The organism is Solibacillus sp. FSL W7-1472, assembly GCF_037969775.1.
Taxonomy (GTDB): Bacteria; Bacillota; Bacilli; order Bacillales_A; family Planococcaceae; genus Solibacillus; species Solibacillus silvestris.
Genome location: NZ_CP150208.1, coordinates 1,507,049 through 1,533,514, shown reverse-complemented (window position 1 = coordinate 1,533,514; position 26,466 = coordinate 1,507,049). Strand labels below are relative to the sequence as shown.

Sequence of the window (26,466 nt, the reverse complement as noted above, 5' to 3'; positions counted from 1 at the left end):
AGTTAACCTCCCCTCTATTTTTTACTCCTATCATGGGTTGACTTCGTGAGGTCGTTCGATAATAAGTCAATCGAATTTCGCAATGAATCAATTTTGCCTTCGAATCTCATTAATAAATAAATCGCAATGGTAATAGGAAACCCGAAATTCCCTAATATTTGAAACAGCTGTCCTTCAATCATCCCCCTCCCTCCCTTCTCTTAAAATATTAATTGATTTATGAATCATCTTAGAAATAGCTTGTTGTGATACATTGTAAATCTTCGCAATTTCCTTTTCAGTTAACTCGTTTACATACCGATAATACAAAACCTGTTTTTGCTTAGCATTTAAACGTTTTAATAAGGTTATTAACAGTTCATCACTCAACAAGCTCTCTAAGTCATTCTCAAAAATGTTTTCGAATTGTATAAAAGATTTTTCATCTTGAACTGTGTCAACCATTGCCAGGCCTTCATTTATTGGAGCATCCAAATTCAATTCATACTTCCTATTGTGCTCTCTTAACTTTGAATCAAATTTTCTGGATTCATAAATAATTGCTTTTTTGATATAGGCGATACGTATGATTTGCCTTTCAAAATATTTGAATTGTTCATTTAAAAAATCCGCATTAGTATTTGTCGGTTCCTGTAAGTATGCATTATACAGTTTGTTATATTTTTCGATCTCTAAAAACCGTTTAAACACATTACTATTCACGACATCAGGATTTAAAATTTTCATTCCTCAAACCCCTTATCTTTTTATTCTTAAAACATGAACTTCCGTTCGTTTTTAATTAAAAAAGACCGAATAGAACGTTTACCTTCTTATTATATATAGGGGAAATTCCAAAGAATAATACAACCAAAAATTTAGTTATAGGGATATTAAAAATATCCCTATTGATGTAATTTTTCAACCTTGATGGTACACTAGATAATACAAGATGAGCACCAGCAGTAATAGTTGTGAATCTTACTACTTGATACTGGTGCCATCCCGTTATCACACACCAAATGCTACTGTAAAAAAGTCTTATTAACCTCCCCCAATTCCTACTAACCACAAATCTAGAGCGATAATAATTATATCAATCATGTTCTCACCCCCCTTTTTACTTATTTTACATAATTTACACTTTCCCGGCTTATAATATTAGTAAAAGAATATTTGGGAGGATATTATGAATAATTATGGAGAAACTATAAAAAAAATCAGAGTTGGCAAAGGATTTTCGCAAAAATATGTATCAAACAATATCTGTACTCAAGGTAATTTCTCCAAATTTGAACTAGGAGAAAATAAAGATATAAAACACTCTACCTTAAGTGAATTTCTAGTACGTATAGAAACTTCCTATGAAGAATTTAGATATATCGATAATGGATATACCATGCCTTTAAGAGATGAAATTATTAATAATTTTTATAATCAAACCTATAATAATTCGGAAAAATTATTGCAATTACAGCAAAGTTGTATTTCATTCTTAAAAGAATTTCCAGAGGATAAACTAATTAATAAAATAAATATTATTATAAAAAGTCTAGCTATATTAGCCAATACTAACGATATTCATTATGCAAAATTACTTGCTGAGCCCATTTGGGAAGAACTATCTCGTAGAGACAATTTGTATTTATCCGATATCTTTTTACTAAATTCTATACTATATATTTTTCCAATTGAAACTGCTGTGGAAATGAAAACATTTGCTTTTCGGCACATTGAAAAGTACAAAAATTTCCAGAATATAAATCGGATAAAAATAAATTTCTTAATTAATCTATCGCTGCTATATTTAAAAAATAGCGATTATAATATGGCTTTAAAGCAATTAGAAAATTCAATCGAACTGTGTAAAATAGAAAAACATTTTATTAATTTATCAATCTGTTATATACGTAAGGGTATTTGTTTGAACAATATGGGCAAATGCGGATTATATTGGAGTCATAAGGGGATGAACATGTTGGAAGTTTTAGATCAGTTCGATTTACTATCTATATTAAAAACAGAAGTCGAAAAATACTCAAATTATATTGTTTAAAACGAGGAATTAAATATCTACCTTGCCCCTGGAAAGCTTCCTCCTGCTACGAACTAGTCACAAAAAAGCCGTTCAAATTTGAACGGCTTTTGATTTTGAGGCGGTTTTTATCCTAGCCTCTACTATATTTTTTACTAGTTGATCGTACCGCCTGGTAAATCTTTCAATTCTTTCTCTTTATACATTGCTCGATCCGCCTCTTTAATCATCTCATCTAAATTTGCATTTAAAACTTCCGTTGTGTAGTGCCATCCAATACTTGCCGAAACATTAATTATATGTTGATCTAAAATCACTGGTTTCTCTAGTGCAGATTGGATTCTATCTGCAATCTTTTCTACTATAGACTGATCGATATTAGACGTTAGAACGATAAATTCATCTCCACCTAATCGGCAAAGTAAATCCGTATCTCTCAATACACCATCTATCCTTAAAACAATAATTTGCAATAACTGATCCCCAACTTCATGGCCATATGTATCATTTACGTTTTTAAAGCCATTCATATCAAGGAACAATAATGCAATTGAGTCGACATTCTCATACTTCATCACATCAAACTTTTCCTTAAGCAATAAACGGTTTGCTGCTCCGGTTAATGGATCATGATAGGCTAAGTCCTGTAATTTGTCATTGGCCGCTCTTACTTTAAGAATGAATGTAATATGAAAAATCGTAATAAAAATTCCAAACAGTACTAAATAAATAAAGTCTTCTTTGATGACGTTCGGAAAAATTTCATCGTGAAGGTAAAAGAACGAATAGAATGTAAGAATAATCGAAGCGATCCCTGACATTAAAACGGCTTTTATCTGTTGATAAATGGCACTTAGCGGCAGAGCGAGCCACATGAAGAGATAATTTACTAAATACGGAGAATCGTTAAGCAGATAATAAAAATAAATATACATGCTACCGACCATTACATACATTGTAAATTTGGCATTTACTTTCTTTAGAATCAACAATATCATGATAAGCCCAAATATCCCAAAAAAGATTGCTGGAGGAAATATGCTCTCTATTCCTTCAATGACAATATTAAATATTATTTGTGTAAAGTAAAAAATACTTATTAAAAGAAGTAATAAAGAATTTTTACGATGCATTTCAATCATAAATCACCCTCCTCTAACATCCATATTGGGCTAAAATTATTGATATATTTCTAAATTATAATCCCATAATTTATTATAGCTTATGCATAATACGATGTTATTTCAATAATAATTAACTAAAAATAAAAGATCTCCCGACAGTTCATTAAAACAACTGATGAAAGACCTTTCCAAAAATCTATATTCGTATTTTAAATACTTTATTCGTAATAGGAGCGATGAATTTAACCCCTTTTTTCGTCATCATATCACCTAAAATATGAGATAAATAAGCCATCGTTGAGATAATCGCTAAATTTTCCGCGCCTGTACTCACTTCCAGCAGATGGGACATATATGCCCAAAAGACCACCGCCCAAATCGTATGGGTAAATCCTCGATGCGGAAACCATCCAGCTGCCCCAATGTATACAGCAAACAGTACGAGCCACCACATCTCATCGGTAATCGCATAATACAGAAGGAATAAACTCAAAATAGTCATTAAAATATTTTTAAGCGTTTCCTGACTTCTCATGGATAAGGCAATGATGATGGCGCCCAATACTAAAAACAGCAGTTTATTTTGTTGTGTAAACCATACACCATCCAAAAAAGGCAGAAAGTTTAAATAAGCTGCCAAGGACAGAACCATTATCACACCGCCGACCAATTGTCCGCCTTTTTTTATTTGTTTCGCCGTTTTCGTTACATGTTTATTCAACAGATTGTTTCCGTCTAAATCCGGAGCCAGTGAAGCTACAGCAGATACAGCTAAGACGACCGGAATCATTTCAGATGCTTGGCTGACAGATGCTACTGCCCCGATTCCTAACCCAATCGTTAAATGTGTTCGACCTTTCATGTTGCCACCTCTTTGTTGTAAAGTCTTATAGCGGATGTTACCGCGAACTCGTTATGTATTCAAAGAGTTCATTGTACTTAACAGAGTTCTATTTATCAAGTTTTTTCATTAGAGGAACCTGCTTCACTTTATGAGCTGCTGTTTTGTTTTATTACATAGCGCCGCCAGTTTTACAGATTTTAAGCCAGCCTTTGCGCGCGGTTATATATATAAATACTGCAAAGCATGATTAATGAAATAATTGCAAACATATAATCTATATAAGCTGTTAATAGCCAGCCACCAATAATCGGCCCGATAAATCCGCCTATATTTTTAAACTGAGACGCACCAAGATATGTCCCCTTTTGGTCCTCAGGCGCAATTTCCTCAATAACGGCATTCATCATCGGGAAACAGAAAATCTCACCGACCGAAAATACTATCATACTCGCAATGAACATCCAAGAACTGCCAGAAACGCCAAACAGAAATAATCCGACCGCAAAAATGACAACGCCAATTTTCAGTGAACTATAAATTGAAATTTTTTCGCTTAATACTGTTAATGGCAGCTGAAATGCCAGCACTGTAATGGAGTTTGCGACAATCACATAGGAAAAGAGCTTCACCCCATCTTCCACATTCATATTAATGAATTGCGGCAGTGTCGAGTCGAACTGGGAATAACCAACTGTAATCAAAATACCTCCTGCGATAAACAGCAACAGCTTTTGATCTTGGATAACTGCACGTAATATCGTTCGGATTTGTTGGTTTGAACCAAGTCTTTTTTGTTTCATTTCATAGCGGTTTAATATTACGAGTAAAAATATGCCATACAATGCATACATAATGCCGGTAATCAGAAACGGTGTCGCTGGACTTGATAAGCCTGCGACCCATACACCAAGTAGTGGTCCCATTACAGCCGCAATATTAATGGCCGTGTAGCGTACAGAAAATAACCGTCTTTTTTTCGCATCCTCTGTAAAATCAATCATCAGTGCTTGGGTACCCGGTTCAAAAAATGAACGGCATAGCCCATTCATTGCATTCAACACGACAAAATACACAGCTGAAGGAGCCAGTGCAAAACCAATAAATGTAAGACTCCATATAAAGACTGTAATAATAATAACCGCTTTTCGTCCAAATCTGTCGGTCAAGTAGCCGCCGATCAGTCCGCCAAAGGTTGAGAACAGCGGCGCAATTCCAATCGTAACCCCGATTAATAACGGCGAGGCTTGAAGTTCATTATGTAAATATAAAGCTAAAAACGGGATTGCCATGAAGCTCGCAGTCCGTACAAAAATCGTCCCACTTAATATAATCCATACAAGTGGATGAAAATAGTTAAAAATCCTTGTCATAGCCGGCCTCCTGTAAATTTTTAGAGATAACTTCCATTATACAGAGTTTACGTAAACAATATTTCACTAATATGAAATTTCTGTATGTCTTCAATATTCAATTTCAAGATAATGGTATAATGACTGAAAATAGTAGGTTAGGAGGTTTTAATTAAGTGAAGCTGACAAAAGAAGAAAAGTCCTGGATTTTGTATGACTGCGGGAATTCTGCTTACTCCATTGCGATCACAACCGCCCTTTTCCCGATTGTCTTTGGGATGTTTCAAGGTGTTGACAACATGGATTTAGGCTATTTCAATTCACTTGCAAGCATATTAGTCGCCGTTCTTAGTCCCATTTTAGGAGCCTTTGCGGACTATAAGGATAAGAAAAAGCGTTTCTTCACATTTTTTGCGTTAGTCGGCATTATTTCTACTCTTTCCTTTACATTTATTTCACCCGATAGCGGGCAATGGCAGCTATTAATCGTCATGTACATTCTTTCTTGCATCGGCTTTGCCGGCGCTAATATTTTCTATGATTCTTTTTTAGTCGATGTGACGACAGATGAGAAAATGGATAAAGTATCATCGTCCGGCTTTGCTTTCGGCTATATTTCAAGTGTCATTCCATTTGGGATTAGTTTAGCCGTCATCTTAATTATGGGAATGGATGCCGCAATCGGATATCAAATCGGATTTTGCATTACCGCGCTATGGTGGGGGTTACTGACAATCCCGATGATTAAAGACGTCAAACAGCGCCATTATATTGAACCCGAACCAAATCCGATCGGCAATAGTTTCAAACGATTAGGGCAAACCTTTTTAAATATTAAAGACTATAAAATAGTATTCATGTTTTTAATCGCCTATTTCTGCTATATCGATGGTGTCGATACAATTATTAAAATGGTTGTTCCGTACGCGACAAGCGTTTTAGGTTCCGACGGGTTGAATACCTTTATGCTGTTGGCCATTTTACTCGTTATTCAAATTGTAGCATTCCCGTTTGCCCTTCTTTATGGGTCACTTGCAAAAAAATATTCGACTCGGGCGTTAATAATCGTCGGGATTACGACTTATGTCATTGCCTGTATCGCAGCTTTTTTCATTTCGGAAATGTGGCATATCTTTATTCTAGGGATTATGATTGGTTCTGCTCAAGGCGGGATTCAAGCATTAAGCCGTTCCTATTATGGTAAAATTATTCCGAAAGAGCGTTCCAACGAATTTTTCGGTTTCTATAACATTTTTGGTAAATTTGCTGCAATTATCGGACCTTTTCTAATGGCACTGACAACAACGATTACCGGCGATGCCCGATATAGCATTTTATCGATTATTCCTCTGTTCATAATTGGGCTCATTGTCTTTTTAATGCTGCCAAAAGATGCGCATGAACAAACTAAATTAGTAAGGTGATCAGATGAAGAAAAAAAGTAATTATGTGATTGTTGTTTCGTATGACGCCTTTTCTAAGGATAATTGGGAAAGTGCAGCGTCTAAACCGAATTTAGCCAAACTGATTGAACGAGGGGCCTCTACAAATTTACTGAAAAGTGTGTACCCAACCCTTACGTATGTCATACACAGTTCCTATGTGACTGGTGTCTATCCAGACCGGCACGGGGTTTTCCATAATAATCCGTTCCAGCCTTTCGTCCCTGAAAACGAGCAAAACTGGCACTGGTTCCGCAGTGATATCCAAGCTCCAACTGTATATGAAGCAGCTCGAGAAAAAGGACTCACGACAGCCGGGCTTTTGTGGCCAGTATCAGGAAAAGCGAATATTAACTTTAATATCCCGGAAATAAAAGCGATCAAAAACGAGAATCAGGCATTAAAAATACTAAAAAGCGGCAGTAAATTGTTTACATTGCAAATGGAAATGAAGTACGGAAAAGTTCGGCAAGGGATTCAGCAGCCTTATTTAGATGACTTCACAACAGTATGCGCAGTAGATACGATTAAGAAGAGAAAGCCGAATTTACTTTTAATGCACTTAATTGACCTCGATGATACGAAGCATTTACTTGGAACAAAAGGACCACATATCGAAGAAGTAATCGAACGGATGGACCGTCGGATTGGAGATCTAGTCCAGGCGACAAAAGATGAAGGTATTTATGAAGAAACGACTTTTATAATTGTCGGTGACCATAGTCAGCTCGATGTTCAGTACAAAGTGTATTTGAACCGAATTTTATACGAGGAAGGTCTTATTTATGAGGAAAATGGAAAATGGCATTGGCGCGCATATGTCCAAAGTGCCGGTGGAGCTGCTTATTTGCATGTACAGCCAGGCGATACGGAAGCAGAACAATTAGCTCTTTCTATTTTACAGGAAGCTGCACGCAATAAAACTTACGGCATCGAAGCTATTTTGAGTACGCAGCAGTTACAAGAGTTTCATGTAGACAGTCAGTTCCGCTATATGATTGAGGCAAAAGAAGGCTATGCTTTTGAAGATGACCATTTACAGGAAGCTGTCATCGACTTACATGCACTCGGTAAAAAGTACGCGACTCACGGCTACTCACCAACTAAACCTGACTATACGAGCAATCTGATTATTTCCGGCAACAATGTAATTGCCGGCTCAGACATTGGCGAAGCTTGTGTCGTCGATCTCGGTCCGACAATTGCTCATATTTTGGATTTGGATTTTGGAAATACAGACGGCCAAGCATTGACTGAAATATTTAAGCGATAATAATATGATCCAAACCCCTTTTGAATGAATAATCAAAAGGGGTATATTATTTCTTTAAAAACTCACTCCATTTAATCTATTTTAGTTAGTTAACCGGATTTGCCCTTTATGATTTCTTTTTCGGGAATAATGTATATGATAATGTAATCACAAAATCAATGGCCAGAATTAGCAGCCACACCTGACTGAATTTATTAACCCCTTCATTGTTAAAAGGGAAATTACTGTTTTCATCATCGAACCACATGCCGAATAATTCATTATAAGGCGTTTCCTGCATGCTATCTGAAAGACCGACTGCAATAGCAAACCCTATATGAACAATGATAAAAACAACGAAATGCCCCGCAAATTGCTTCCATTCATGTAACGCATATGCCTTACCATACAGTTTGACAGGTTGAAGTGACTCATCGATCGGCTCTCCCCGTTTTTTAGCAACCCACCTTTTAATAAATGCATCCAACTTTTTAAAGTCAGATTTTCCGAATGTCATTGCGTACATAATGATTATGACGATGATGATTTGATAAATCGAAAATTCACCAGTTCGCTGATAATCCAAATAAGCCAATAGTGCAATCCATAAATCATTCAAGATAAAAATGACAAAAACAAATAAACTCAGCTTTTTCAACTTAAACCAGTAGCGTAATAATAAAAAAGCAATCGCACACACCCAGAAAACGACTTCTGCAGTAATGAGGAAAAACCATTTATAATCTAAAATAAAGTCCATTGCTTCACCCCTTAAAATCGGTTACTCGGTCTACCCATCATTTATATTACTTCATAATGTAAAAGATTCATATTCATTCTGCAAAATCAATATATTGTAAATTCCGACTAATCACAGGAGGAATATTAAGGTATGATGAATGGGGAGAATACATTATTTCATTTTTAATGAAGGAGCTGAACATCTTGAAGAAAAAGCCAATTTATGTGGAAACCGTAATAGACAGCTCGATCGAAGAGGTATGGCACTATACACAGCAGCCCGATCTGCATGAACAGTGGGATTTGCGATTTACATCCATCACTTACAACGAAAAACAACATGAGGACGAACCTCAAACATTTACATATACGACAAAAATCATGCCCGGCCTGTCAGTTTCAGGTTGGGGTGAAAGTAAAGGAACACACGAAAAAGCAAGTGGTGTTAAAACATCTTCTCTCCATTTCGGGACACCGCAACAGATCTCCCCAATTAAAGAAGGTCGCGGCTATTGGCAATATATTCCGAATGGTGACCGTGTTACCTTTCTAACCCAGTATGACTATGACGTCCGGTTTGGTCAATTCGGTCAAGTATTCGACCAACTGTTTCGCCCTGTTATCGGCTGGGCTACCGCGCTCAGTTTTAATGTACTGGCCAGATGGATTGAAGCCGGAGAAAAGCCGGCAACCCAGTACCGGCGTTTTTTCAGCTATTATTTACTGTGCTTCCTGTTCAGTTTTACTTGGCTCTACCAAGGTTTCATACCGAAAGTGTTAATGAAGCATCCCCTTGAAATTGATATGCTGATGAACCTTTCTCCGCTTTCATTGGGGCAAGCATCGACGGCCATTATTGCAATAGGTGTTTTGGAAATAATCATTGGAATTCTTTTTTTGGTGCCGAAATTGCAGCCACTGCTGTTAAAGGCGCAAATTATGTTGTTCCCTTTTCTGACATTAAGCGCAATTATTGCTGCGCCTTCAGTTGCAACAGCTCCATTTAATGTTGTCACACTGAATATTGGATTATGGATTGCTTCGATTATTGCTTTACTGCTAACTAAAGAATTACCGACTGCAAGATTTTGCAAACGAAAAAGAGGTGCTTAATATGATTTACGAAACAATGCTGGGAAATAACTTTAATCAATTGCATCCAAAACTGCAGGAAAGATACCGACTTCCATTAGGTCAGCCTTTTCATGCTCAAGGAACAATGCAAGTCATTCATTCCGGACCGCGTTTTTTACGTCCGATGTATCATTTGTTTACGAAAACCGATTTTCTTTTTCCCGAAAATGGTGAGGAAATTCCTTTTACAATAATGAATACAGCAAGATTAAACAATGAAAAGGAAGCTGAAGTATACTGGGAGCGCACTTTTCTCTTTCCACAGGCAACACGCAAGTTCAATGCGACAATGACGGTCGATTTGGAGCGGCAAATTGTAAAAGATTATTTAGGGGATCCGGCCCTGTTCTACTCCGATTTAAAAATGGATGTTACAAACGATGGTTCCTTAATGATACGCTCCGCAGATCAGCGTGCTGTCATTGGTCAGACTGAGGTTGCCCTGCCAAAGAAACTGACAGGTCGAGTAGTTGTAACGGAAGGTTATGACGATGTGTTGGATGTGTATACGATCCATGTCTCCATTTACAATGATTTAATTGGAAGGATGATGATGTATGCTGGTCAGTTTACGCCGTGTGCTCAGTAGACCTTTAACAATCATCGGTCTTACTTGTATGGCTGCCCTACTGTTATTTAATGAGCCAACATCAATGTACTACTACTTAACATTGGCACAACTGATCTTTGTACCAGTCATACTGGAACAGTTAGTTTTGCTGAAAAATTGGCAAAAGCTGATTATTGTGATCGGCCAATTGGCTGTAACAATGCTGTATTTCACGCAACAGGATTTCCTCATCCTACTTTGTGTGCTGGCTTATTTGCTAAGTACACTTGTCATTGCTTCCCATGGGGTCAACCGATTTTTGAGACGGGGATTTACAAATACGGCTGAAATAATGATTGATATCGGACTGATTTATATTGTGGTGGGTGGATTATGGTTTTTGGCATTCCATTTACAGTTGAATACAGGATTTAGTCCGATTATTACATGGCTAACTGCTATTCACTTTCATTATTCCGCCTTTTTACTTTGTATTACAATTGGATTGATTGGGCGTCTTCATATGACCCGATACTATAAATTTTGCTGTGCCGTTATTGCCGCAGGACCAATGCTAGTAGCTGTCGGAATTACCTTTTCAAGAATTGTTGAAATCGTTTCGGTCAGCTTATATGTACTTGCTATTTTCAGTATTAACTTTTATGTCATGAAATGGCGGTTGCCGCGTGTGCAAAGCTTATTTATCCGGCTTGCCTTTATAACGTTATGTTTTACAATCATTTGGTCATTTTTATACGCTTACAGTAATTTAACTGGAATGATTATTGTGGATATTCCGGATATGCTGGACTTTCATGGGCTTTTAAATTGTTTAGGGTTTGGTATTGCCGTGGTAATCGCTTGGAGTCTTTATACTCCGCCGTCAAAGCATATCGATTATTCATTCCCGGTAAGTAAAATCCGAGGCAACTTTTCTCCGACTAACAAGCCGGCTCACGGATTGGTTGATGAGATGTCTTCTTATATAAATAAAGAGGATATCCATGTTTTAATCGCTGATTTTTATGAACGTACGACGCAGTTTGAATTAAAAGCATCTGTACAGTGGGCACCATGGTTTAAACCTTTTGCTTTTGTATATCAGTTTATCAGCCGGAAAATGGGACAGTTGAATTTACCCTTTTCTTCAAAAATGATTATGATGGACGGTGAAATTTGGCAAGTTGAACCGCAAAATGATGGCCGGGATAAACCGCGTGTCTGGCAACGGTCGATCAATGGCGAACCTGTATTTAATGCGATTTATTCGCAGCATAAAGATGCAACTAATACCTATATGAATATCGCACTGCCCTTGCCATTCTCTTCAATGCACGGAATTTTACAGCTTTCCGCAAAAGACCGGGCACTTTACTTAACAAGTGATGGACAAGGCGATGCAGGTACATATTTGGCGATCGGTTCCTACGTTTTCAAACTGCCGCTCCATGAGTATTTTGTAATAAAAGAACAAAAAGGGATACTTACTGCTACACATGATATGAAACTTTTTGGAATGAAGTTTTTACATATTGATTATACGATACAAAAAAGCCTTAAAGAGGCTGAATCAAATTAGAAATAGACAAATGTATAGTAAAAAGCTACCATTGTTGAAAAATGGTAGCTTTGAGCTTGTACAGATAGATTATTATTGCGCCTCTTGTCTCTTAATAATAAACGGAGCTGCCAATAGCGCAATAATGAGGATAATTCCCAAATAACCGATTAGTGGATAAAAATAACTAACCAGTCCTGTAAACCCTACATAACTTGCTAAATAGCCAACTATCATCGTAATGATAAAGAATATTTTAAATTTCTGTGTTCCTGATTCTGCAAAACGAGCCGAGAAAGAAAAAAACATTCCAACCGCAGTATTATAGATCATTCCAAAGATAACTAAAGACATGACAATACCTAATGCTGGAGATATATTACTAACAATTCCTAGCATTGGCATGTCCAATGTGCCAACTTCCTCAATTTTAGAAAAAATAGCTAAATGGATTAAGAGAATCAGTATCCCTAAAACAAGACCACCAACTAAACCACCGATTGCTGCAGTTTTTGGACTTTTTTCAGCCCCACCCATTACAATTGACATCGATGCTCCAACAGCGATATTGAATGAAACATAATTAATACTGGAAACAAACCAGTTTGGCAATGTAGTTGGTGTTGCTTGTGCTACTTCGTTCAATGATGCAAAAGTGCCATCCATAGTTAGTAAACTGTATATTGCTATACATATAACAAAAATAATGAGAATCGGCGTTATGCTCCCAATAATGGAAACAACACGATTAACTTTCAAAAATCCTGTTAATAGTACGAGTATTGTCATAAGGGTCGTACCTACAAAAATCGGTAATCCAAACTGTTGATTTAAGTTCGAACCGGCACCGGCAAGCATAACGACGCCTACGCCAAACAACGTAAAAATAAGAATAAAATCGATTACCGTTCCTAGATAACGCCCGCTAATCCGGTAAATAACATCTTTATGTGATTTCGTTTTTGTATAACTGCCGAGCCATACTAAAAGCATACCAATACATGCAAACAGTACAGTTGATAAAATTGCCCCGAACATCCCGAGTATTCCAAAGCTTGTAAAATATTGCAGTATCTCTTGTCCTGAAGCGAATCCTGCACCAACGATTACTCCTATAAATGCGCTTCCAATTTTAAATATATTTTTCACACGTTTGACACCCCTTTAATCCATTAACAACTATGTATTTTATAAATTATAACAAAGGCTTGATTCTCCATAATAAAATTTTTCAATCATACAGCCCCTTTTTCAACTTCCCCCTACATACTCCCCTTCCATATTTTATTATCTACAATTTTAATATTATAACATACTATCGAACTGATATTTAATTATTCTAAATATTCATTTTTCGTAAGCGATGTAGGAAATTAGGGATATAAACAAAAAAACATTTTTCTCACTGAGAAAAATGTTTTTTTGTTTTGTGTTACTTAATTTTTATTATACTCATCAACCCGTTGCATCTGTTCGGTCAAAGTGGCGGCCTTTTTTCAGTGCTTCTACGAATTCTGTGATAGCTGTTACGACACCCGGTGCATTGGCATAGTCTTTATCCATACTTTCAACGGATACATAACCCAATGCTTTGTAATGATTAAAAATTTCATCTGCAAAGGTTTGAACTTTTCGGTTTGGTACTACACCTTCAAAAGTTGCAGCAATAATTAAGCCATCATAAAGTACTGGAGATGCAGTTTCCAGCGTATGGTCAATTTCACGTTGGCCGATTCTTCCTTGCTTATCGCTAATTAATTCAACGACAACCCCCTCTTTTTCGAGAGGCATAACAAGTTCTTCTAAATTGCTGTTTGTATCAACAATAATACCAACCTTTTTTGTTTTTAAATACGGAACTTGATTTTTCAATATACTAACTGCATCAGATGGCTGTTGGTCTGCAACTTGCTGGATAGATTCATCTGGTGGTGTAACACCGATATTTTGGGCAATTTGCTCAGCCATTGCACGGTCTACTCGGGCAAACATATCGACTGTGGCCTTGCGGATTTCGATTGTTTCTACTTTCCCCAATTCAAAACTGAAAGCATTAATAATGTGCTGCTTTTCCACATCTGTTTGACTTAACCAGAATTGACGAGCTTGGCTATAATGATCCTCAAACGATAAGCTTCGGGCTCTTACTTTACGTCCTTCAATTTTTTCCTGGTAATGAGAATAGCCGCCTTCATTTTGAGTCACCACATGCGGTGTATTATTTTGCAAGCTATTTTTCCCGTATGCAACACGGCCCTTATTGATTGTCATGCGTCCATAGCCGTCACGCTGATTATTATGGAATGGGCATACAGGACGATTGATCGGTAACTCATGGAAGTTTGGCCCACCTAATCGAATCAATTGTGTATCCGTATAAGAGAATAAGCGTCCCTGCAGTAAAGGATCGTTTGAGAAATCGATTCCCGGAACGACATGTCCTACATGGAAAGCAATTTGTTCTGTTTCAGCAAAGAAGTTATCCGTATTTCGATTCAATGTCATTTTTCCAAGTTTGCGCAGCGGAATCAGTTCTTCCGGCCAAATTTTTGTTGGATCCAAAATATCAAAATCAAATTTGAATTCATCTTCTTGTGGAATTAGCTGAACAGCAAGCTCATATTCAGGATAATTACCTGCTTCTATATTGTCAAAAAGGTCACGGCGGTTAAAATCCGGATCTTTACCTGCAATTTTTTGAGCTTCATCCCACACTAAAGAATGTGCGCCAAATACTGGTTTCCAATGGAATTTAACGAAGTGGGCTTCCCCGTTTGCATTGACGAAACGGAATGTATTGACACCAAATCCTTCCATTGTACGGAAACTTTTTGGAATCGCTCGGTCCGACATATGCCACATTGTCATATGTGCCGTTTCTTCATTGCTTACGACAAAATCCCAAAAAGTATCATGGGCACTTTGCGCTTGTGGAATTTCATTATGAGGCTCCGGCTTTACGGCATGGACAAAATCAGGGAATTTTATCGCATCCTGAATAAAGAATACAGGGATATTATTTCCTACTAAATCGTAATTGCCTTCTTCCGTATAAAACTTCGTAGCAAATCCTCGTACATCACGAACGGTTTCTGCTGAACCTCGTGACCCTGCTACTGTTGAAAAACGAACAAAAACAGGCGTTTGTCGCCCTTTTTCACCCAAAAAATGAGCCATTGTAATATCTGAAGCATCTCCATAGCTTTCGAATACCCCATGAGCTCCCGATCCTCTTGCATGCACAACACGCTCAGGAATTCGCTCATGGTCAAAATGCGTCATTTTTTCACGGAAATGAAAGTCTTCCATAATTGTTGGACCGCGCTCGCCTATTGTTAATGAATGCTCATCATTCGTTAACTTTAATCCATGATTCGTCGTTAACGGCTGCCCTTCATCTTTCGCAGTGAATTGTTTCAATTGTTCGACTTTTTTATTGTTGTTTTCCAATTTACATCCTCCTCATACAAAAATAGCGTATTTATAAGATTAGTTTTCCCTCAACCATCTCTGTTACTTTTCTACCCTATTTTTCAAAAAGTAGTCCAGTGAAATATAATCGTAATATTTTTTCCTTCAAAATTTAGTACTTTTCTATATCTTATAATTATGAATTCCGCCTGTACCAGGTTAAGTTTCATTATCTGCACTGCCACTGTCCCCAACAAAAAATCACCCATTCTCTTATTGAGTAAATGGATGATTTTTATCATTATTTTGCTTTTTTCGGCAGTGCGATTTGTTGGAACTGATCAACGAGCTTCTCCAGTCCATTGGAAAGTTCTGCCCCGCTCATCGGCACACCATGGCCTGTTACCGCTATAGAAGGTTTCAAGGCTGCTAATTTTTTTACCGATTCAAATGCTGCTTCCCAGTCCGGTGTCAAATATTTCGGTGGACCGTTCACTTCTTTTTCCTGAGTAAACACTTTATATAATGATTCTTGCTTGACCGTCACAAAAGCATCCCCTGCAATGAGTGCCCCGTCTCGCTCTCTGAACAATGAAACATGTCCAGGTGTATGTCCCGGTGTATGAATCCACTTGAACCCTTCCATAAATGGCACTGTTCCATCTGATGGCAGTTCCTGAACAAACTCACCTAAGTCAATCGCTTCATTCGGGAACATCGGTGACATTTTAGCAACCAATCCGCTGTCCACACTTGGATCCGGCTCTGGATAATCTTGTTCGCCTGTTAAATACGGTAGTTCCAGTGCGTGGGCAAAAACAGGAACTTGCCAGTGCTCTACAAGTTCAATGATTGCACCAACGTGATCAAAATGACCATGTGTCAAAATAATCGCCTTTGCTTTAGCATTTTCCCCAAATCTATTCTCTGCAACAGCAATTATCTCTTCTGCACTTTTCGGCATACCCGCGTCTATTAAAACAAAGTCGTTACTGCCAGGAATGCTGTAAAAAACAATATTTGCAATTTGAATTGTATGTGCATACAAGTCCGGCAATATTTCCTGGCTTACACCGCTTTGTACAGATGTAGCAGGAATAAATTTATAATCATCACCGTAGTTCATATTTTTTTCACTCCTTTTTCAAATATTCAACTGTATTATGATGCAATACAGTTACTCCAATATACCCGTTTTCACAATTTCAACTTTTAACTTAGCCGAAATATCCAATTCTGAAAAACGTTCGTTCCAATCTTTTTTAAACCATTCTGGATGAAATGCTCGAACGCTACGACCAAGTCCTAGAGCATCACTCTTTGCTTCCTGCAATTTTTTGATAACTTCATTCAGATCATGCTCAATCTTTTCCTTCAGAAATCCTTCCAGCTCTTTTCTTGTACTTTTTTTATCTAAGTTATCCTTTGGAAATTCAGAAACCATAAACTGAATTTTAAGATCGATTACAATTTTATTTTCGGATATGTTAAGCTTTCTTTTTAAGTTATTGACCCTTACTGTTAAAGGACTTTCTTTATATAAATGAGAAATACGCGTCGAAAATCCAAGTGTATCATTTAAAATATTTAACAATAATCCTTCATCAGCTGTTAAAGTCTTGCCAGTAAAGGATTTACCTGAAAACAAGGCAACCCCGTCTGCTTTGGGCCGATTATCCTCCCCCATTTTTAAATAGGGCAAAGCCAAGTCCTGGGCATCTTCGAAAATGATAGAAGTAGCTGTCTGCAAAGTGTAAGGAATAACAAAAGAGTTATCTTCCAGACTTGTTATAAATCGGTCATAAAATTCCCCTGCTGTAGATTGCTTATTTTCGCTTAGTTCAAAAAATGGTTTTAAATCCCCTTGTACAATTGCCATTTTCGAAGTTATTGGACTGTTCGCATCCCGAAAATAAATATCTAAATATTCATAAATATCATGTTTCGCGGTATCCTCTGAGATTAGAACTGTTGATAAGACAGATAAATCCATTGTCTGCTCAACTTTTAGCTCAGCATCCTGTCGTACATCACGAGGCGAAACCCCATCTCCGGTAATAACAATGGTTTTCATTTCTGTTGCTGTAGCTTCCGGATAGGCATAGTAAGCAGTTAAACTTCCTATTGTCCCTTCTATGCCTGTAAGCGATACGACGGATGAATTTTTATAGAGCCTTTCATCCCAGCAACCTGCCAGTATCAGTGGAGTAATTATTAAGATGATTTTTCCGATCCGGATAAGGTTCTCCCCCTCACTCTATTCAAGAGAATAATAATCATCGGCAACAAAAAGGTAAAAAAGATAGTTCCATACACTAAATAGTCTTGGAATAATTCAATTGCTGAAAATCGGATAAGTGAATTAGCAGATACGGCAATAACAGCAAAAAAAATAAGTTGCTTTATTTTCGGTAATTTCACTTTTTTCTCAAAATATAAGAGGCGCATAACGAGTACATAATTGACAATGCTAACTAACGACCATGAAAGCCAAATATATACGAAAAATAAATCAAGCCGTTTTACAAATGTTACTTCCACAGCGTGTAATATATATAAAATCGGTTCGGGAATGATTTTTATTTCGTCCAATGCAAAATACATTAAAGTAAAAGATATCGACAATAAATAAAAGCTCGTTAAAATAATGGAATAAATAGCAATTGCCTTTTTGGAAATTTTTTCACTTTTCACCAGATATTTTCGAAGTACGAAATACGTTTCCGCTCCACTAAATGCATAAGTACAATAAATGAAGCCTTTAAACCAAGTATTTGATCGATCATAAAAAAGTGGAAGCAAATTGGTCACATTTAAGCTCTTCACCGTTAAAAACATAAATATTAGAAACAAGAAAAGCATTGGAATTAGCACAACACCTATATTAATGGCAGTTTCGGGTCTGCTAATACTCGCATAAAGGCAAACCGATAAAAAGATTGTTATTAAAACCAGTGTAGGTGTATTAGGAAACACCCATATCGTTAATACATACGTAATATAACTGACATAAATCGTAATATAAATGGTCCAATAAATCAGGTAAAGTGCTTTTACAAAATTATTTAAATACATGTATTGATGCATTCGTTCATAAAACAATAATTGCAGAAAGAAAATGAACGCTATAATTAAATATTGTATTGTAGCGTCCCGATGTGCATGCTCGATGATCAGGTTTTGAACAGATATATAGACAAAGCCGGTTTGCATAACGAACATAAGAAGAAATATTTGTGCCTTCGTCAACTGTACAGTCATGCTTTATCTTCCTTTTTTGGAGAAAAGTCTTCTGCCTGTCGTTTAGCTCCATAATAAGGACCACGGAAAAAGATCTTTCTCACTTCTACTGGATCAAATGGAATAATTGGAGAAAAATATGGCCGCTTAAATGAGCTTAAATTCAATAAATGAACAACTAATAAAAATGTCCCGATGACAATTCCAAAGAAACCAAAAAGAGATGCTAAAAACATAAATGGGAAACGGAGCATTCGAATTGTTGTATTGAGTTCGATAGATGGGACAACAAAGCTTGAAATCGCAGTAAACGCTACGACAATTACCATTAAGTTCGATACAAGTCCCGCGCTCACAATCGCATCCCCAATTACAAGTCCCCCGACAATACCAATTGTCTGTCCAATCGATTTCGGCAGTCGAACACTCGCCTCACGAATCAATTCAATGGTTATTTCCATGATCATCGCTTCAATAAGTGGCCGGTATGGTATCTGGTTTATATCCGTCTTCACTTTATTTGCCAGTTCAAGCGGCAGTATTTCAAAATGAAAGCTTACAATCGCTATATAAAATGCTGGTAGAAAAATGGCGGCAACGACACTGAATAGTCTCATCAGCCGATAGAAAGTTCCGACAAATACACGTGCATTAAAATCATCCGGTGTTTGATAAAAAGAAAAAAATGTAACTGGTCCAATGAGTGCATTTGGTGATAAATCCGTCATTATGGCGATTTTACCTTCCAAAATATTCGCTACTACACGATCTGGCCGTTCTGTATTCAAAAGTTGTGGAAAAGGAGACCATACTTGATCTTCCAAATAGTCACTAAGCTGGCCAATGCTATAAAACATATCGACATCAACTGCATTTAATCGCTTTTCTACCGTTTTAAGTGCCTCGTTGTCAACTACATTTTCTACAAACATATAGTAAACTGTTGTTTTGGTCTCATTTCCGAGCGTAATTTGTTTTACAACAAGCTTATTATTTTTTATACGCTTTCTAATAAGTTGCATATTCATTTCAAAATTTTCCACAAAACCTTCATGCGAACCTCTTAATATTTGTTCATTTTCAGGCTCTTCTGGTGTTTTGTGAGCAAATTCTGCATTATTTATTCGTATCATCTGCTTTGACTGCAACAAGATGATTAAAGTCTCGCCATTGCAAACATAATCATTAATTTTTTTCTGATCATATTTTTCAGTAGTAATAGTAATCGAATCTTCTTTCAATAACTGATTCTGTCCGGCGCTATTATCCCCATTATTATTTTCATTCGATTTTTCCCCATCTGTATTTTCACTCGTATCCTGACTTACTTGATTGGACTGTTGAGTTAACTGTTTTAGATTCCAAAGGTTTTGTTCAACATCTTTTTTATTTACTAGTGAAGAGTAATAGCACAAAATTGCGTTCTCATCTTGCCCTAACATGATCTCTTTCACAACAAAATCCGATGAATGGAGGAATTCCTTATTTAGTCGTTTTATTTCCTGCTTGATTTCCAATGTTTGTGTCAATACGACTCCCCCCTTTTTGACACAGTATAGGAAATTTATAAAAAGGTTATTCATTTTAGTTAAAGTCTGCAAATTTGGGTAATATAAAGAAAAACCAGTGTTGTTTCCTTATAAATATTTAATGGCCGAATAATGCTTAAACGTACGATTCTAAATAAGTACTGCGCTATTTGCTAAATAATTGAATAAAAATGTTTATTTTTTTCAAACTAGGAAATACATTTATATGTCGCTGAACGGAGGTAATTTAAATGAAAAAAGTAGGCATTGTTTTTTGGAGCTCGTTTACTTTAGTAATGCTGGCTGTTCTGGTTGGTGTACTTGCGCCACAAACATTGGAAAAAGTAACAAAGAATGTCCAAAATTTACTTACTTATAATTTCGGCTGGTATTATTTATTAATCGTTGCAATCATTATTGCGTTTTGTGTTTTTCTAATCCTAAGTCCTGTTGGTGCCATTCGCCTCGGGAAGTCGACTGACCGACCGGACTATAGCAATGCCTCTTGGTTTGCGATGCTATTCAGTGCGGGTATGGGAATTGGTTTAGTATTTTGGGGTGCTGCAGAGCCATTATCACATTTCGCTATTAGTTCCCCCCAAGCTCCTGAAGGTTCCCAACAGGCATTAAAAGATTCGTTTCGCTTCACATTCTTCCATTGGGGAATTTCCGCTTGGGCCATTTACGGTGTAGTTGCTCTTGCACTTGCCTATTCCAATTTCCGTAAAGGAGCACCTGGTTTAATAAGTTCAACGCTTTTCCCTCTTTTTGGCGAAAAAACAAAAGGTCCTATCGGTTACACAATAGACATTATTGCCGTATTCGCTACGGTAATCGGCGTGGCAACTACACTAGGTTTAGGTGCCCAACAAATTAATGGCGGTCTATCCTATTTATTTGATGTTCCAATAAACTTTACTGTTCAATTAATCATTATCGTTATTGTTACGGTACTCTTTATTGTCTCAGCCTCAACAGGTCTTGATAAAGGGATACAACTATTGAGTAACTGGAACCTCTATTTAGCAGCTACCTTACTATTATTAACGTTATTTATTGGACCTACTGTTGCAATAATGAATGATTTCACTTCGGGGCTTGGCAGCTATTTGCAGAATTTCGTGCATATGAGCTTACGCATGGAACCGGGTGATGCGGGCAGTCGTGAGTGGATTAATGGATGGACCATTTTCTATTGGGCATGGTGGATGTCGTGGTCACCATTTGTCGGTATTTTCATTGCACGTATTTCAAAAGGACGGACAATCCGTGAATTTTTAATGGGTGTTATTTTAGCACCGACACTTGTTAGTATTTTCTGGTTTGCTACGTTCGGTACTACAGCGATAGAAACATACCTTACGAAAGACCAGACACTAGTTGAATTACCGACAGAGCAACTATTGTTCGGTGTATTTGGTAATATGCCATTCGGTTTTATATTATCAATTATCGCACTGCTGCTTGTTGCGATTTTCTTTATTACTTCAGCGGATTCGGCTACATTTGTTCTAGGTATGCAAACAACTTTTGGATCGATGAATCCATCATTTAAAATTAAGCTGATTTGGGGAATTTTACAGGCAGCCATTGCGGCAAGTCTTTTATTCTCAGGTGGTCTGACCGCACTGCAGAATGCAGCGATTATAGTTGCCTTCCCGTTTTCATTTATCATATTACTGATGATGCTTTCACTCTACAAATCGTTAATGGCAGAACGGAAGAAATTAGGACTATATATTCGACCGAAAAAACAGCATACCCCGGATGGTCAGAAAAAAGATAGCTGACTTTCAAATAAAAAAGCGCCGCAAATTTGCGGCGCTTTTTTTTGTATTAGTCGAGGGTGATAAAAGTTTTACCGATACATGGAGTTGAAAAGACTTAAAGACTAACCTTCCTTTCCATACAAAGCAACCTGTTCTTCCCGATTGAACTCGACTGCAGCACTTCTGCGCGGCTTCGTCGATTTATACCATTGCCAGCAAAAAATAATAATGAGCACCACTTCAATCCAATCCCCTGCATAGTACATGACCATACTCCCCATCTCTGCTTCTTGCCGTGAAACTCCTGCAGGCGGATTCGCATACATATACTTCGACAATATATCATGACCGGCTATCGCAGCAATTAAAACAGCAGCCCGGAACCGGTAAGAATACTGATGGTAGACCGGATCGAAATATATTATGGAAATTGTGAATACATACCCTGCAATGAAAAAATGGAAATGAACAAATAAGGCAATAAACGCATTTTCATGCATGTAAGTATATAAATTCGTTGTATATAACAGCCATAGTCCGCCTACATTTAAGACGGCGGCAGTAATCGGATGCGAAATGAATTTTAGCAAGCGACTTTTTAAAATGGACGTCAGCTTACGTGCTAATGTTGTGTTTGCTGTTCTGAGCAGCAAAGTCATCGGTTTGGCAATCGCCATAAAAATCGGTGCGATCATGCTTAATAATAAGTGACTCATCATATGTGCCGTAAAATTGGTATGAGCGCTGCTTGCCAACGGACCTACAACGGCCACAAGTGCAAACCCGATCCCTATTGTCCAGGAAACTGTACGGAAAACGGGCCATTTTTTATAGCGCTGGTTCGTTATGAAAACAGCGATTATATATGCCGTAAATAACAGTACAAAAAATAATCCGAGCAATAGTTGAACATTGAATACAGGCGCCGAATGGTTCATTTCAGCATGGTTATGACTATGCAACAAGTACAGGCTACTCATTAGCAGTCTTCTCTTTTAATTTACTGCTTTGGGATTTACGGAATAAAAGAAAAAGTCCGATAAGTAAAATAATAAAGGCACTGACATTCCATACAATATCGTAAACGATGACATTATCCACATAACGAATCTGGTGAATTCGCATCCATTTATGTTGAATAAGGCCGTCATACAACTGGAATACTCCAATCCCTAGTAATACGCCTCCAAGCCAGCGTTGAAAGATTAAGCCATTTCTCCGACGCAGATCCGCAAATAAGAATAATCCTGCAATCGTTGCAAACCAGCTGAATGCATGAAAAATACCATCGGAAATCAACCCAATATCCGTTGTCGATTTATCGTAGAAATGGTGCCATCTTAATAACTGGTGAAAAACGGTTTCATCAATAAAGGCAATCAAACCGACACCAAACAAAATACCAGACCACATGTTACGGCGCGAAACTTCTTTATCATTGTTATTTTTCATGTACTTTAGAGCTCCTTTACGTGTAATTACTTACATTTAATTTCTCCAAATACTTCACAACATATTCGATAATAGAAATTCCCCTCTTGCCCACAAGACTAAACCTGATGATATCTAATTTCCTGCATTTAATCCTAGTTCTTCAAAAGTTTTAATTAATTCTTTGGTATAATCGTTTATCTCTTGCTCCGTCGGAATATTTTCAAGTAGCTCATGAATGGCATACAGTTTGCCATCCTTTACTATCCGATCGATTTTCATTGTATTTTCTATATCGCTAAGGGGATTTTCATTCAATACTAATAGATCCGCAGTAAAACCTTCTTTTATATCTCCTAAATCAGCTACTTTCAAAGCTTTCGCTGCATTAATTGTAGCTTGTTGAAGGGCCTCTAATGGTGTAAATCCGGCATCAACAAACAGTTGAAGCTCCCGATGTAACGCAAAGCCCGGATATGTAAAGCTTCCCGCAGGTGTATCTGTCCCTGTCACAACAGTACCGCCCATTTTATAATAGGTATAGGCAATTTTTTGAATCGTTTTCGTTTGAATTCCAAACGTAACCTGTCCTTGTTTTGCCTGTACAGCTTGTGGCCAATGCTTAAATAAGTAGTCACTATTTTCCATATGATGAACAACTTCATGTGTTGTTGTCCAATAGTGATCTGCTAATCGCATTTGATCATATAAAACGATTGTTGGGCAAAGCTTAATATCCTTTTTCAATAATTCTTTACATATGCTTTCTATCAATTGTTCATCCGGCTGTTCCCAAGGTATTGAATCCCAGATCTCTTTCGGTGCATCCATTGACCATTCTGGATACATCGCCTGAATAATACCAGAGCCATGTTCAAGCCAATCAATCCCTATGGCTGCCGCATGAAGTGCATCTACTTTTTTTGAATATAATATATCACTACTTACTTCTAAATTATGTTTTCGCGCTTCACTCACTACTACTTCCATATATTCCGGATCAAGCCAGCCGTAAACTTTAATAAAATGTGCACCAAGCTCTACTTGCCGTGCTACTTCCTGTTTTGCAAGATCTGCATTGTCGACATTAATGTTATAGGCAGTATCATCTCCCCATAACCCTGGAGGACCGTCAATCATACGATCTGCAGAAATAACGCGCGGTTCTAATTTACTCCCGTTCGCATCGATAAATGGTTTAAGTTCAATAATGCTTCCCGCAGTATTGCGAACCGTTGTAATACCTGCTGCTGTGAAGTAATTGGCAAAGTGTTTTTTTATATGGACATGCATATCAATCAATCCTGGAATCAGCCATTTATTCGTACAATCAATCGCTTCTACATCATCCATTTGAATATTGGGAGCTATTTTTATAATTTTATTATATTCAATATAAACATCCTGCCTACTAAACTCCCCTGTTTCCATATTAACGATAAACCCGTTTTTTAATAATTTCATATTCAGTCTCCTTTGAATTTCATTCTATTTAATTTTAGTCTAATTTAAATATTCTGGAAATGATATAATTTTCTTACAATAAGATAGAGGTGAATTAGATGAACAAAATCGGTGAAAAAAGTATAGTCAGAAAAGCGAACGAAAGTGATACATCACAAATACTTGCAGTGATGAAAGATGCAGAACAGTCCGGATTTATGCTCTTTGCACCGGATGAAAGAAACATGGCACCAGCTGCTTTAAGCAAGTTAATCAATTCCATTAATCAAACACCAACATCCGGTTTCTTTATCGCAGAGCATCAGGATGAGATTTTAGGGTATCTCCTTTTAAAAGCGGAAACGTTATCCCGCACTTCTCACCGGGCTCAAATTGCTGTCGGTGTACATAGTAAAAGTCGCGGTAAAGGGGTCGGCACCGCTTTGTTCGCCCATATGATTCAGTGGGCAAAACAGGGGCAGCTCCACCGACTTGAATTAACGGTAATTGAACATAATGAACAAGCTGTCCATCTTTATAAGAAAATGGGGTTTGAAGTTGAAGGCTTAAAAAGCAATTCTTTACTTATTGACGGACAATATGTAAATGAACTATATATGGCAAAATTACTTTAATTATAAAAGGGGTCTACTCAAGTAAAACTGAGTAAACCCCTTTTAGTGTCACACTATTAATCTAGCTCTCTAACTTTAATCAGGACAAGCGAGTTTTCCAAACGGTCACGGAACTCTTCATATTGCACCGGCAATTTTAATTGCTCGCCCATTGTTTCCGGCGTTTCATCATGCGCAAATCCTGGGGGGTCTGTCGCAATTTCGAATAAAATTTCACCCGACTCACGGAAGTAAACAGCATTGAAATAATTGCGGTCTTTTATTTCCGTTACATGCTGACCTTTATCCAAAGCGTATTGCTGCCATTCTTTATGATCTTGATCGTCGTTTGCACGCCATGCAATATGGTGCACCGTTCCAACACCCATCGCCCCACGATTGCCGACCGTCATTTTAACGTCGACAATATTGCCAATGGATGCTGTTGCTTCTAGTCGTACATAGTCTCCTTCACGGCCAATCTTTTCAAGTCCCATTACGTCAACTAATGTATTAATTGTTTGTTCTGGCTGCGATGAATATAAAATTGCACCGCCAAAGCCTTTGATTGCTACATCCGCAGTGATTCCACCAAACGTCCAGCCGTTTGGTGAACCCCCATCACGTTCAACAATTTCTAAATGCAGTCCATGTGGATCGTCGAACTGTAGATAGTTCTCTTCAAATCTTGTTTCTTCTTTAAATAGTATATTGAATTTTGTTAACCGTTCTTTCCAGAAGTCCATTGCTCCCAAAGGCACCAAGTATGTCGTCACGCCAACTTGACCATCGCCGATTTTACCTTTATATGCTGCCGGCCAAGGGAAGAAAGTAATGATTGTCCCTGGCTCCCCGCCTTGATTTCCGAAATATAGGTGATATGTTTCTGGATCGTCAAAATTGACTGTTTTTTTTACGAGTCGTAATCCGAGAACACCTGCATAGAAATCGACATTTTCCTGAGGATGACCGACGATTGCTGTAATGTGATGAATACCCGTTGTATGTTTTTTCATATTCA

The 26,466-nt window shown here is 37.4% G+C and carries 24 protein-coding genes; 8 read left to right on the top strand and 16 right to left on the bottom strand.

Annotated elements, in window-relative coordinates; all coding sequences use genetic code 11:
* Nucleotides 1-14: 14 nt before the first annotated feature.
* Entirely contained in the window at nucleotides 15-182 is a 168-nt protein-coding gene (locus tag MKY07_RS07450) for a YvrJ family protein (protein WP_008408942.1), read from the bottom strand.
* The gene (locus tag MKY07_RS07445) at nucleotides 175-726 is read right to left on the bottom strand and encodes a sigma factor-like helix-turn-helix DNA-binding protein (protein WP_339264263.1); all 552 of its coding nucleotides are present in this window, start codon (nucleotides 724-726) and stop codon (nucleotides 175-177) included. Before MKY07_RS07445 ends, MKY07_RS07450 begins: the two co-directional genes overlap by 8 nt.
* A gap of 442 nt (nucleotides 727-1,168) precedes the next feature.
* Here MKY07_RS07445 and MKY07_RS07440 point away from each other — a divergent pair, with 442 nt between their 5' ends.
* Complete coding sequence (locus tag MKY07_RS07440) at nucleotides 1,169-2,035, top strand: transcriptional regulator (protein ID WP_065217123.1); 867 nt, start codon at nucleotides 1,169-1,171, stop codon at nucleotides 2,033-2,035.
* A gap of 134 nt (nucleotides 2,036-2,169) precedes the next feature.
* Here the strand turns inward: MKY07_RS07440 and MKY07_RS07435 are convergent, their stop codons facing one another.
* The 3 genes from MKY07_RS07435 to MKY07_RS07425 form a co-directional block, all read right to left on the bottom strand.
* Entirely contained in the window at nucleotides 2,170-3,156 is a 987-nt protein-coding gene (locus tag MKY07_RS07435) for a GGDEF domain-containing protein (protein ID WP_339264262.1), read from the bottom strand.
* A gap of 178 nt (nucleotides 3,157-3,334) precedes the next feature.
* Nucleotides 3,335-4,000 carry a metal-dependent hydrolase gene (locus MKY07_RS07430; RefSeq protein ID WP_339264261.1) on the bottom strand — a complete coding sequence of 222 codons (666 nt, stop codon included), beginning with the start codon at nucleotides 3,998-4,000 and terminating at the stop codon, nucleotides 3,335-3,337.
* 179 nt (nucleotides 4,001-4,179) lie between these two features.
* A complete protein-coding gene (locus MKY07_RS07425) occupies nucleotides 4,180-5,352 on the bottom strand; it encodes an MFS transporter (RefSeq protein ID WP_339264260.1) in 1,173 nt (390 codons plus the stop codon).
* A 155-nt stretch (nucleotides 5,353-5,507) separates the two neighbouring features.
* Between MKY07_RS07425 and MKY07_RS07420 the strand changes: the two genes are divergently transcribed.
* Nucleotides 5,508-6,755, top strand: coding sequence for an MFS transporter (locus MKY07_RS07420; protein WP_339264257.1), 1,248 nt, complete (start codon nucleotides 5,508-5,510; stop codon nucleotides 6,753-6,755).
* Between the two features lie 4 nt (nucleotides 6,756-6,759).
* Nucleotides 6,760-8,046 (top strand): ectonucleotide pyrophosphatase/phosphodiesterase, encoded by a 1,287-nt coding sequence (locus MKY07_RS07415; RefSeq protein ID WP_339264256.1) that lies wholly within the window; start codon nucleotides 6,760-6,762, stop codon nucleotides 8,044-8,046.
* A 106-nt stretch (nucleotides 8,047-8,152) separates the two neighbouring features.
* Here the strand turns inward: MKY07_RS07415 and MKY07_RS07410 are convergent, their stop codons facing one another.
* A complete protein-coding gene (locus tag MKY07_RS07410; protein WP_339264255.1) occupies nucleotides 8,153-8,785 on the bottom strand; it encodes a hypothetical protein in 633 nt (210 codons plus the stop codon).
* Nucleotides 8,786-8,970: 185 nt separating this feature from the next.
* Here MKY07_RS07410 and MKY07_RS07405 point away from each other — a divergent pair, with 185 nt between their 5' ends.
* Genes MKY07_RS07405 through MKY07_RS07395 form a run of 3 tightly spaced genes read left to right on the top strand, consistent with a single transcriptional unit; the run spans nucleotide 8,971 to nucleotide 12,029 of the window.
* Complete coding sequence (locus MKY07_RS07405; RefSeq protein ID WP_008408926.1) at nucleotides 8,971-9,879, top strand: DoxX-like family protein; 909 nt, start codon at nucleotides 8,971-8,973, stop codon at nucleotides 9,877-9,879.
* Nucleotide 9,880: 1 nt separating this feature from the next.
* Nucleotides 9,881-10,489, top strand: coding sequence for a DUF4166 domain-containing protein (locus tag MKY07_RS07400; RefSeq protein ID WP_008408924.1), 609 nt, complete (start codon nucleotides 9,881-9,883; stop codon nucleotides 10,487-10,489).
* Nucleotides 10,458-12,029, top strand: a complete 1,572-nt coding sequence (locus MKY07_RS07395) for a YndJ family protein (protein WP_339264254.1) — start codon at nucleotides 10,458-10,460, stop codon at nucleotides 12,027-12,029. Before MKY07_RS07400 ends, MKY07_RS07395 begins: the two co-directional genes overlap by 32 nt.
* Before the next feature lie 72 nt (nucleotides 12,030-12,101).
* Here MKY07_RS07395 and MKY07_RS07390 read toward each other — a convergent pair whose 3' ends face one another.
* The 6 genes from MKY07_RS07390 to MKY07_RS07365 all read right to left on the bottom strand — a co-directional run bounded on the left by MKY07_RS07390 (nucleotide 12,102) and on the right by MKY07_RS07365 (nucleotide 20,188).
* Nucleotides 12,102-13,157, bottom strand: a complete 1,056-nt coding sequence (locus MKY07_RS07390) for a hypothetical protein (RefSeq protein WP_339264253.1) — start codon at nucleotides 13,155-13,157, stop codon at nucleotides 12,102-12,104.
* A 306-nt stretch (nucleotides 13,158-13,463) separates the two neighbouring features.
* Nucleotides 13,464-15,458, bottom strand: coding sequence for a catalase (locus tag MKY07_RS07385; protein ID WP_339264252.1), 1,995 nt, complete (start codon nucleotides 15,456-15,458; stop codon nucleotides 13,464-13,466).
* 262 nt (nucleotides 15,459-15,720) lie between these two features.
* Nucleotides 15,721-16,545, bottom strand: coding sequence for an MBL fold metallo-hydrolase (locus tag MKY07_RS07380; protein ID WP_339264251.1), 825 nt, complete (start codon nucleotides 16,543-16,545; stop codon nucleotides 15,721-15,723).
* A 51-nt stretch (nucleotides 16,546-16,596) separates the two neighbouring features.
* Nucleotides 16,597-17,616 carry a Ger(x)C family spore germination protein gene (locus MKY07_RS07375; RefSeq protein ID WP_339264626.1) on the bottom strand — a complete coding sequence of 340 codons (1,020 nt, stop codon included), beginning with the start codon at nucleotides 17,614-17,616 and terminating at the stop codon, nucleotides 16,597-16,599.
* Nucleotides 17,617-17,633: 17 nt separating this feature from the next.
* Nucleotides 17,634-18,680, bottom strand: coding sequence for a GerAB/ArcD/ProY family transporter (locus MKY07_RS07370; protein WP_339264250.1), 1,047 nt, complete (start codon nucleotides 18,678-18,680; stop codon nucleotides 17,634-17,636).
* Nucleotides 18,677-20,188 (bottom strand): spore germination protein, encoded by a 1,512-nt coding sequence (locus MKY07_RS07365; protein WP_339264249.1) that lies wholly within the window; start codon nucleotides 20,186-20,188, stop codon nucleotides 18,677-18,679. Before MKY07_RS07365 ends, MKY07_RS07370 begins: the two co-directional genes overlap by 4 nt.
* 251 nt (nucleotides 20,189-20,439) lie before the next feature.
* On the opposite strand from MKY07_RS07365, the gene MKY07_RS07360 reads away from it, so the two are divergent.
* Nucleotides 20,440-21,978 (top strand): BCCT family transporter, encoded by a 1,539-nt coding sequence (locus tag MKY07_RS07360; protein ID WP_339264247.1) that lies wholly within the window; start codon nucleotides 20,440-20,442, stop codon nucleotides 21,976-21,978.
* Between the two features lie 101 nt (nucleotides 21,979-22,079).
* Here the strand turns inward: MKY07_RS07360 and MKY07_RS07355 are convergent, their stop codons facing one another.
* The 3 genes from MKY07_RS07355 to MKY07_RS07345 all read right to left on the bottom strand — a co-directional run bounded on the left by MKY07_RS07355 (nucleotide 22,080) and on the right by MKY07_RS07345 (nucleotide 24,852).
* Nucleotides 22,080-22,937 carry a cytochrome c oxidase assembly protein gene (locus tag MKY07_RS07355; protein WP_339264245.1) on the bottom strand — a complete coding sequence of 286 codons (858 nt, stop codon included), beginning with the start codon at nucleotides 22,935-22,937 and terminating at the stop codon, nucleotides 22,080-22,082.
* Nucleotides 22,930-23,409, bottom strand: a complete 480-nt coding sequence (locus tag MKY07_RS07350) for a DUF2243 domain-containing protein (RefSeq protein ID WP_339264244.1) — start codon at nucleotides 23,407-23,409, stop codon at nucleotides 22,930-22,932. Before MKY07_RS07350 ends, MKY07_RS07355 begins: the two co-directional genes overlap by 8 nt.
* 114 nt (nucleotides 23,410-23,523) lie before the next feature.
* Nucleotides 23,524-24,852: an amidohydrolase family protein gene (locus MKY07_RS07345; protein WP_339264243.1), complete on the bottom strand. Its 1,329-nt coding sequence runs from the start codon at nucleotides 24,850-24,852 to the stop codon at nucleotides 23,524-23,526.
* A 98-nt stretch (nucleotides 24,853-24,950) separates the two neighbouring features.
* Here MKY07_RS07345 and MKY07_RS07340 point away from each other — a divergent pair, with 98 nt between their 5' ends.
* On the top strand, nucleotides 24,951-25,466 hold the full coding sequence (locus MKY07_RS07340) for a GNAT family N-acetyltransferase (RefSeq protein ID WP_065217131.1): 516 nt from the start codon (nucleotides 24,951-24,953) through the stop codon (nucleotides 25,464-25,466).
* A gap of 56 nt (nucleotides 25,467-25,522) precedes the next feature.
* Here the strand turns inward: MKY07_RS07340 and MKY07_RS07335 are convergent, their stop codons facing one another.
* A complete protein-coding gene (locus MKY07_RS07335; protein ID WP_339264242.1) occupies nucleotides 25,523-26,461 on the bottom strand; it encodes a ring-cleaving dioxygenase in 939 nt (312 codons plus the stop codon).
* Nucleotides 26,462-26,466: the final 5 nt, after the last annotated feature.

What these genes read in the sequence shown, in the direction of transcription:
- MKY07_RS07450 (WP_008408942.1), bottom strand. Translation starts at nt 182, where the DNA reads ATGATTGAAGGACAGCTGTTTCAAATATTAGGGAATTTCGGGTTTCCT.
- MKY07_RS07430 (WP_339264261.1), bottom strand. Translation starts at nt 4,000, where the DNA reads ATGAAAGGTCGAACACATTTAACGATTGGGTTAGGAATCGGGGCAGTA.
- MKY07_RS07380 (WP_339264251.1), bottom strand. Translation starts at nt 16,545, where the DNA reads ATGAACTACGGTGATGATTATAAATTTATTCCTGCTACATCTGTACAA.
- MKY07_RS07415 (WP_339264256.1), top strand. Translation starts at nt 6,760, where the DNA reads ATGAAGAAAAAAAGTAATTATGTGATTGTTGTTTCGTATGACGCCTTT.
- MKY07_RS07400 (WP_008408924.1), top strand. Translation starts at nt 9,881, where the DNA reads ATGATTTACGAAACAATGCTGGGAAATAACTTTAATCAATTGCATCCA.
- MKY07_RS07335 (WP_339264242.1), bottom strand. Translation starts at nt 26,461, where the DNA reads ATGAAAAAACATACAACGGGTATTCATCACATTACAGCAATCGTCGGT.
- MKY07_RS07435 (WP_339264262.1), bottom strand. Translation starts at nt 3,156, where the DNA reads ATGATTGAAATGCATCGTAAAAATTCTTTATTACTTCTTTTAATAAGT.
- MKY07_RS07340 (WP_065217131.1), top strand. Translation starts at nt 24,951, where the DNA reads ATGAACAAAATCGGTGAAAAAAGTATAGTCAGAAAAGCGAACGAAAGT.
- MKY07_RS07445 (WP_339264263.1), bottom strand. Translation starts at nt 726, where the DNA reads ATGAAAATTTTAAATCCTGATGTCGTGAATAGTAATGTGTTTAAACGG.
- MKY07_RS07370 (WP_339264250.1), bottom strand. Translation starts at nt 18,680, where the DNA reads ATGACTGTACAGTTGACGAAGGCACAAATATTTCTTCTTATGTTCGTT.
- MKY07_RS07395 (WP_339264254.1), top strand. Translation starts at nt 10,458, where the DNA reads ATGCTGGTCAGTTTACGCCGTGTGCTCAGTAGACCTTTAACAATCATC.
- MKY07_RS07345 (WP_339264243.1), bottom strand. Translation starts at nt 24,852, where the DNA reads ATGAAATTATTAAAAAACGGGTTTATCGTTAATATGGAAACAGGGGAG.
- MKY07_RS07440 (WP_065217123.1), top strand. Translation starts at nt 1,169, where the DNA reads ATGAATAATTATGGAGAAACTATAAAAAAAATCAGAGTTGGCAAAGGA.
- MKY07_RS07355 (WP_339264245.1), bottom strand. Translation starts at nt 22,937, where the DNA reads ATGAGTAGCCTGTACTTGTTGCATAGTCATAACCATGCTGAAATGAAC.
- MKY07_RS07410 (WP_339264255.1), bottom strand. Translation starts at nt 8,785, where the DNA reads ATGGACTTTATTTTAGATTATAAATGGTTTTTCCTCATTACTGCAGAA.
- MKY07_RS07425 (WP_339264260.1), bottom strand. Translation starts at nt 5,352, where the DNA reads ATGACAAGGATTTTTAACTATTTTCATCCACTTGTATGGATTATATTA.
- MKY07_RS07360 (WP_339264247.1), top strand. Translation starts at nt 20,440, where the DNA reads ATGAAAAAAGTAGGCATTGTTTTTTGGAGCTCGTTTACTTTAGTAATG.
- MKY07_RS07350 (WP_339264244.1), bottom strand. Translation starts at nt 23,409, where the DNA reads ATGAAAAATAACAATGATAAAGAAGTTTCGCGCCGTAACATGTGGTCT.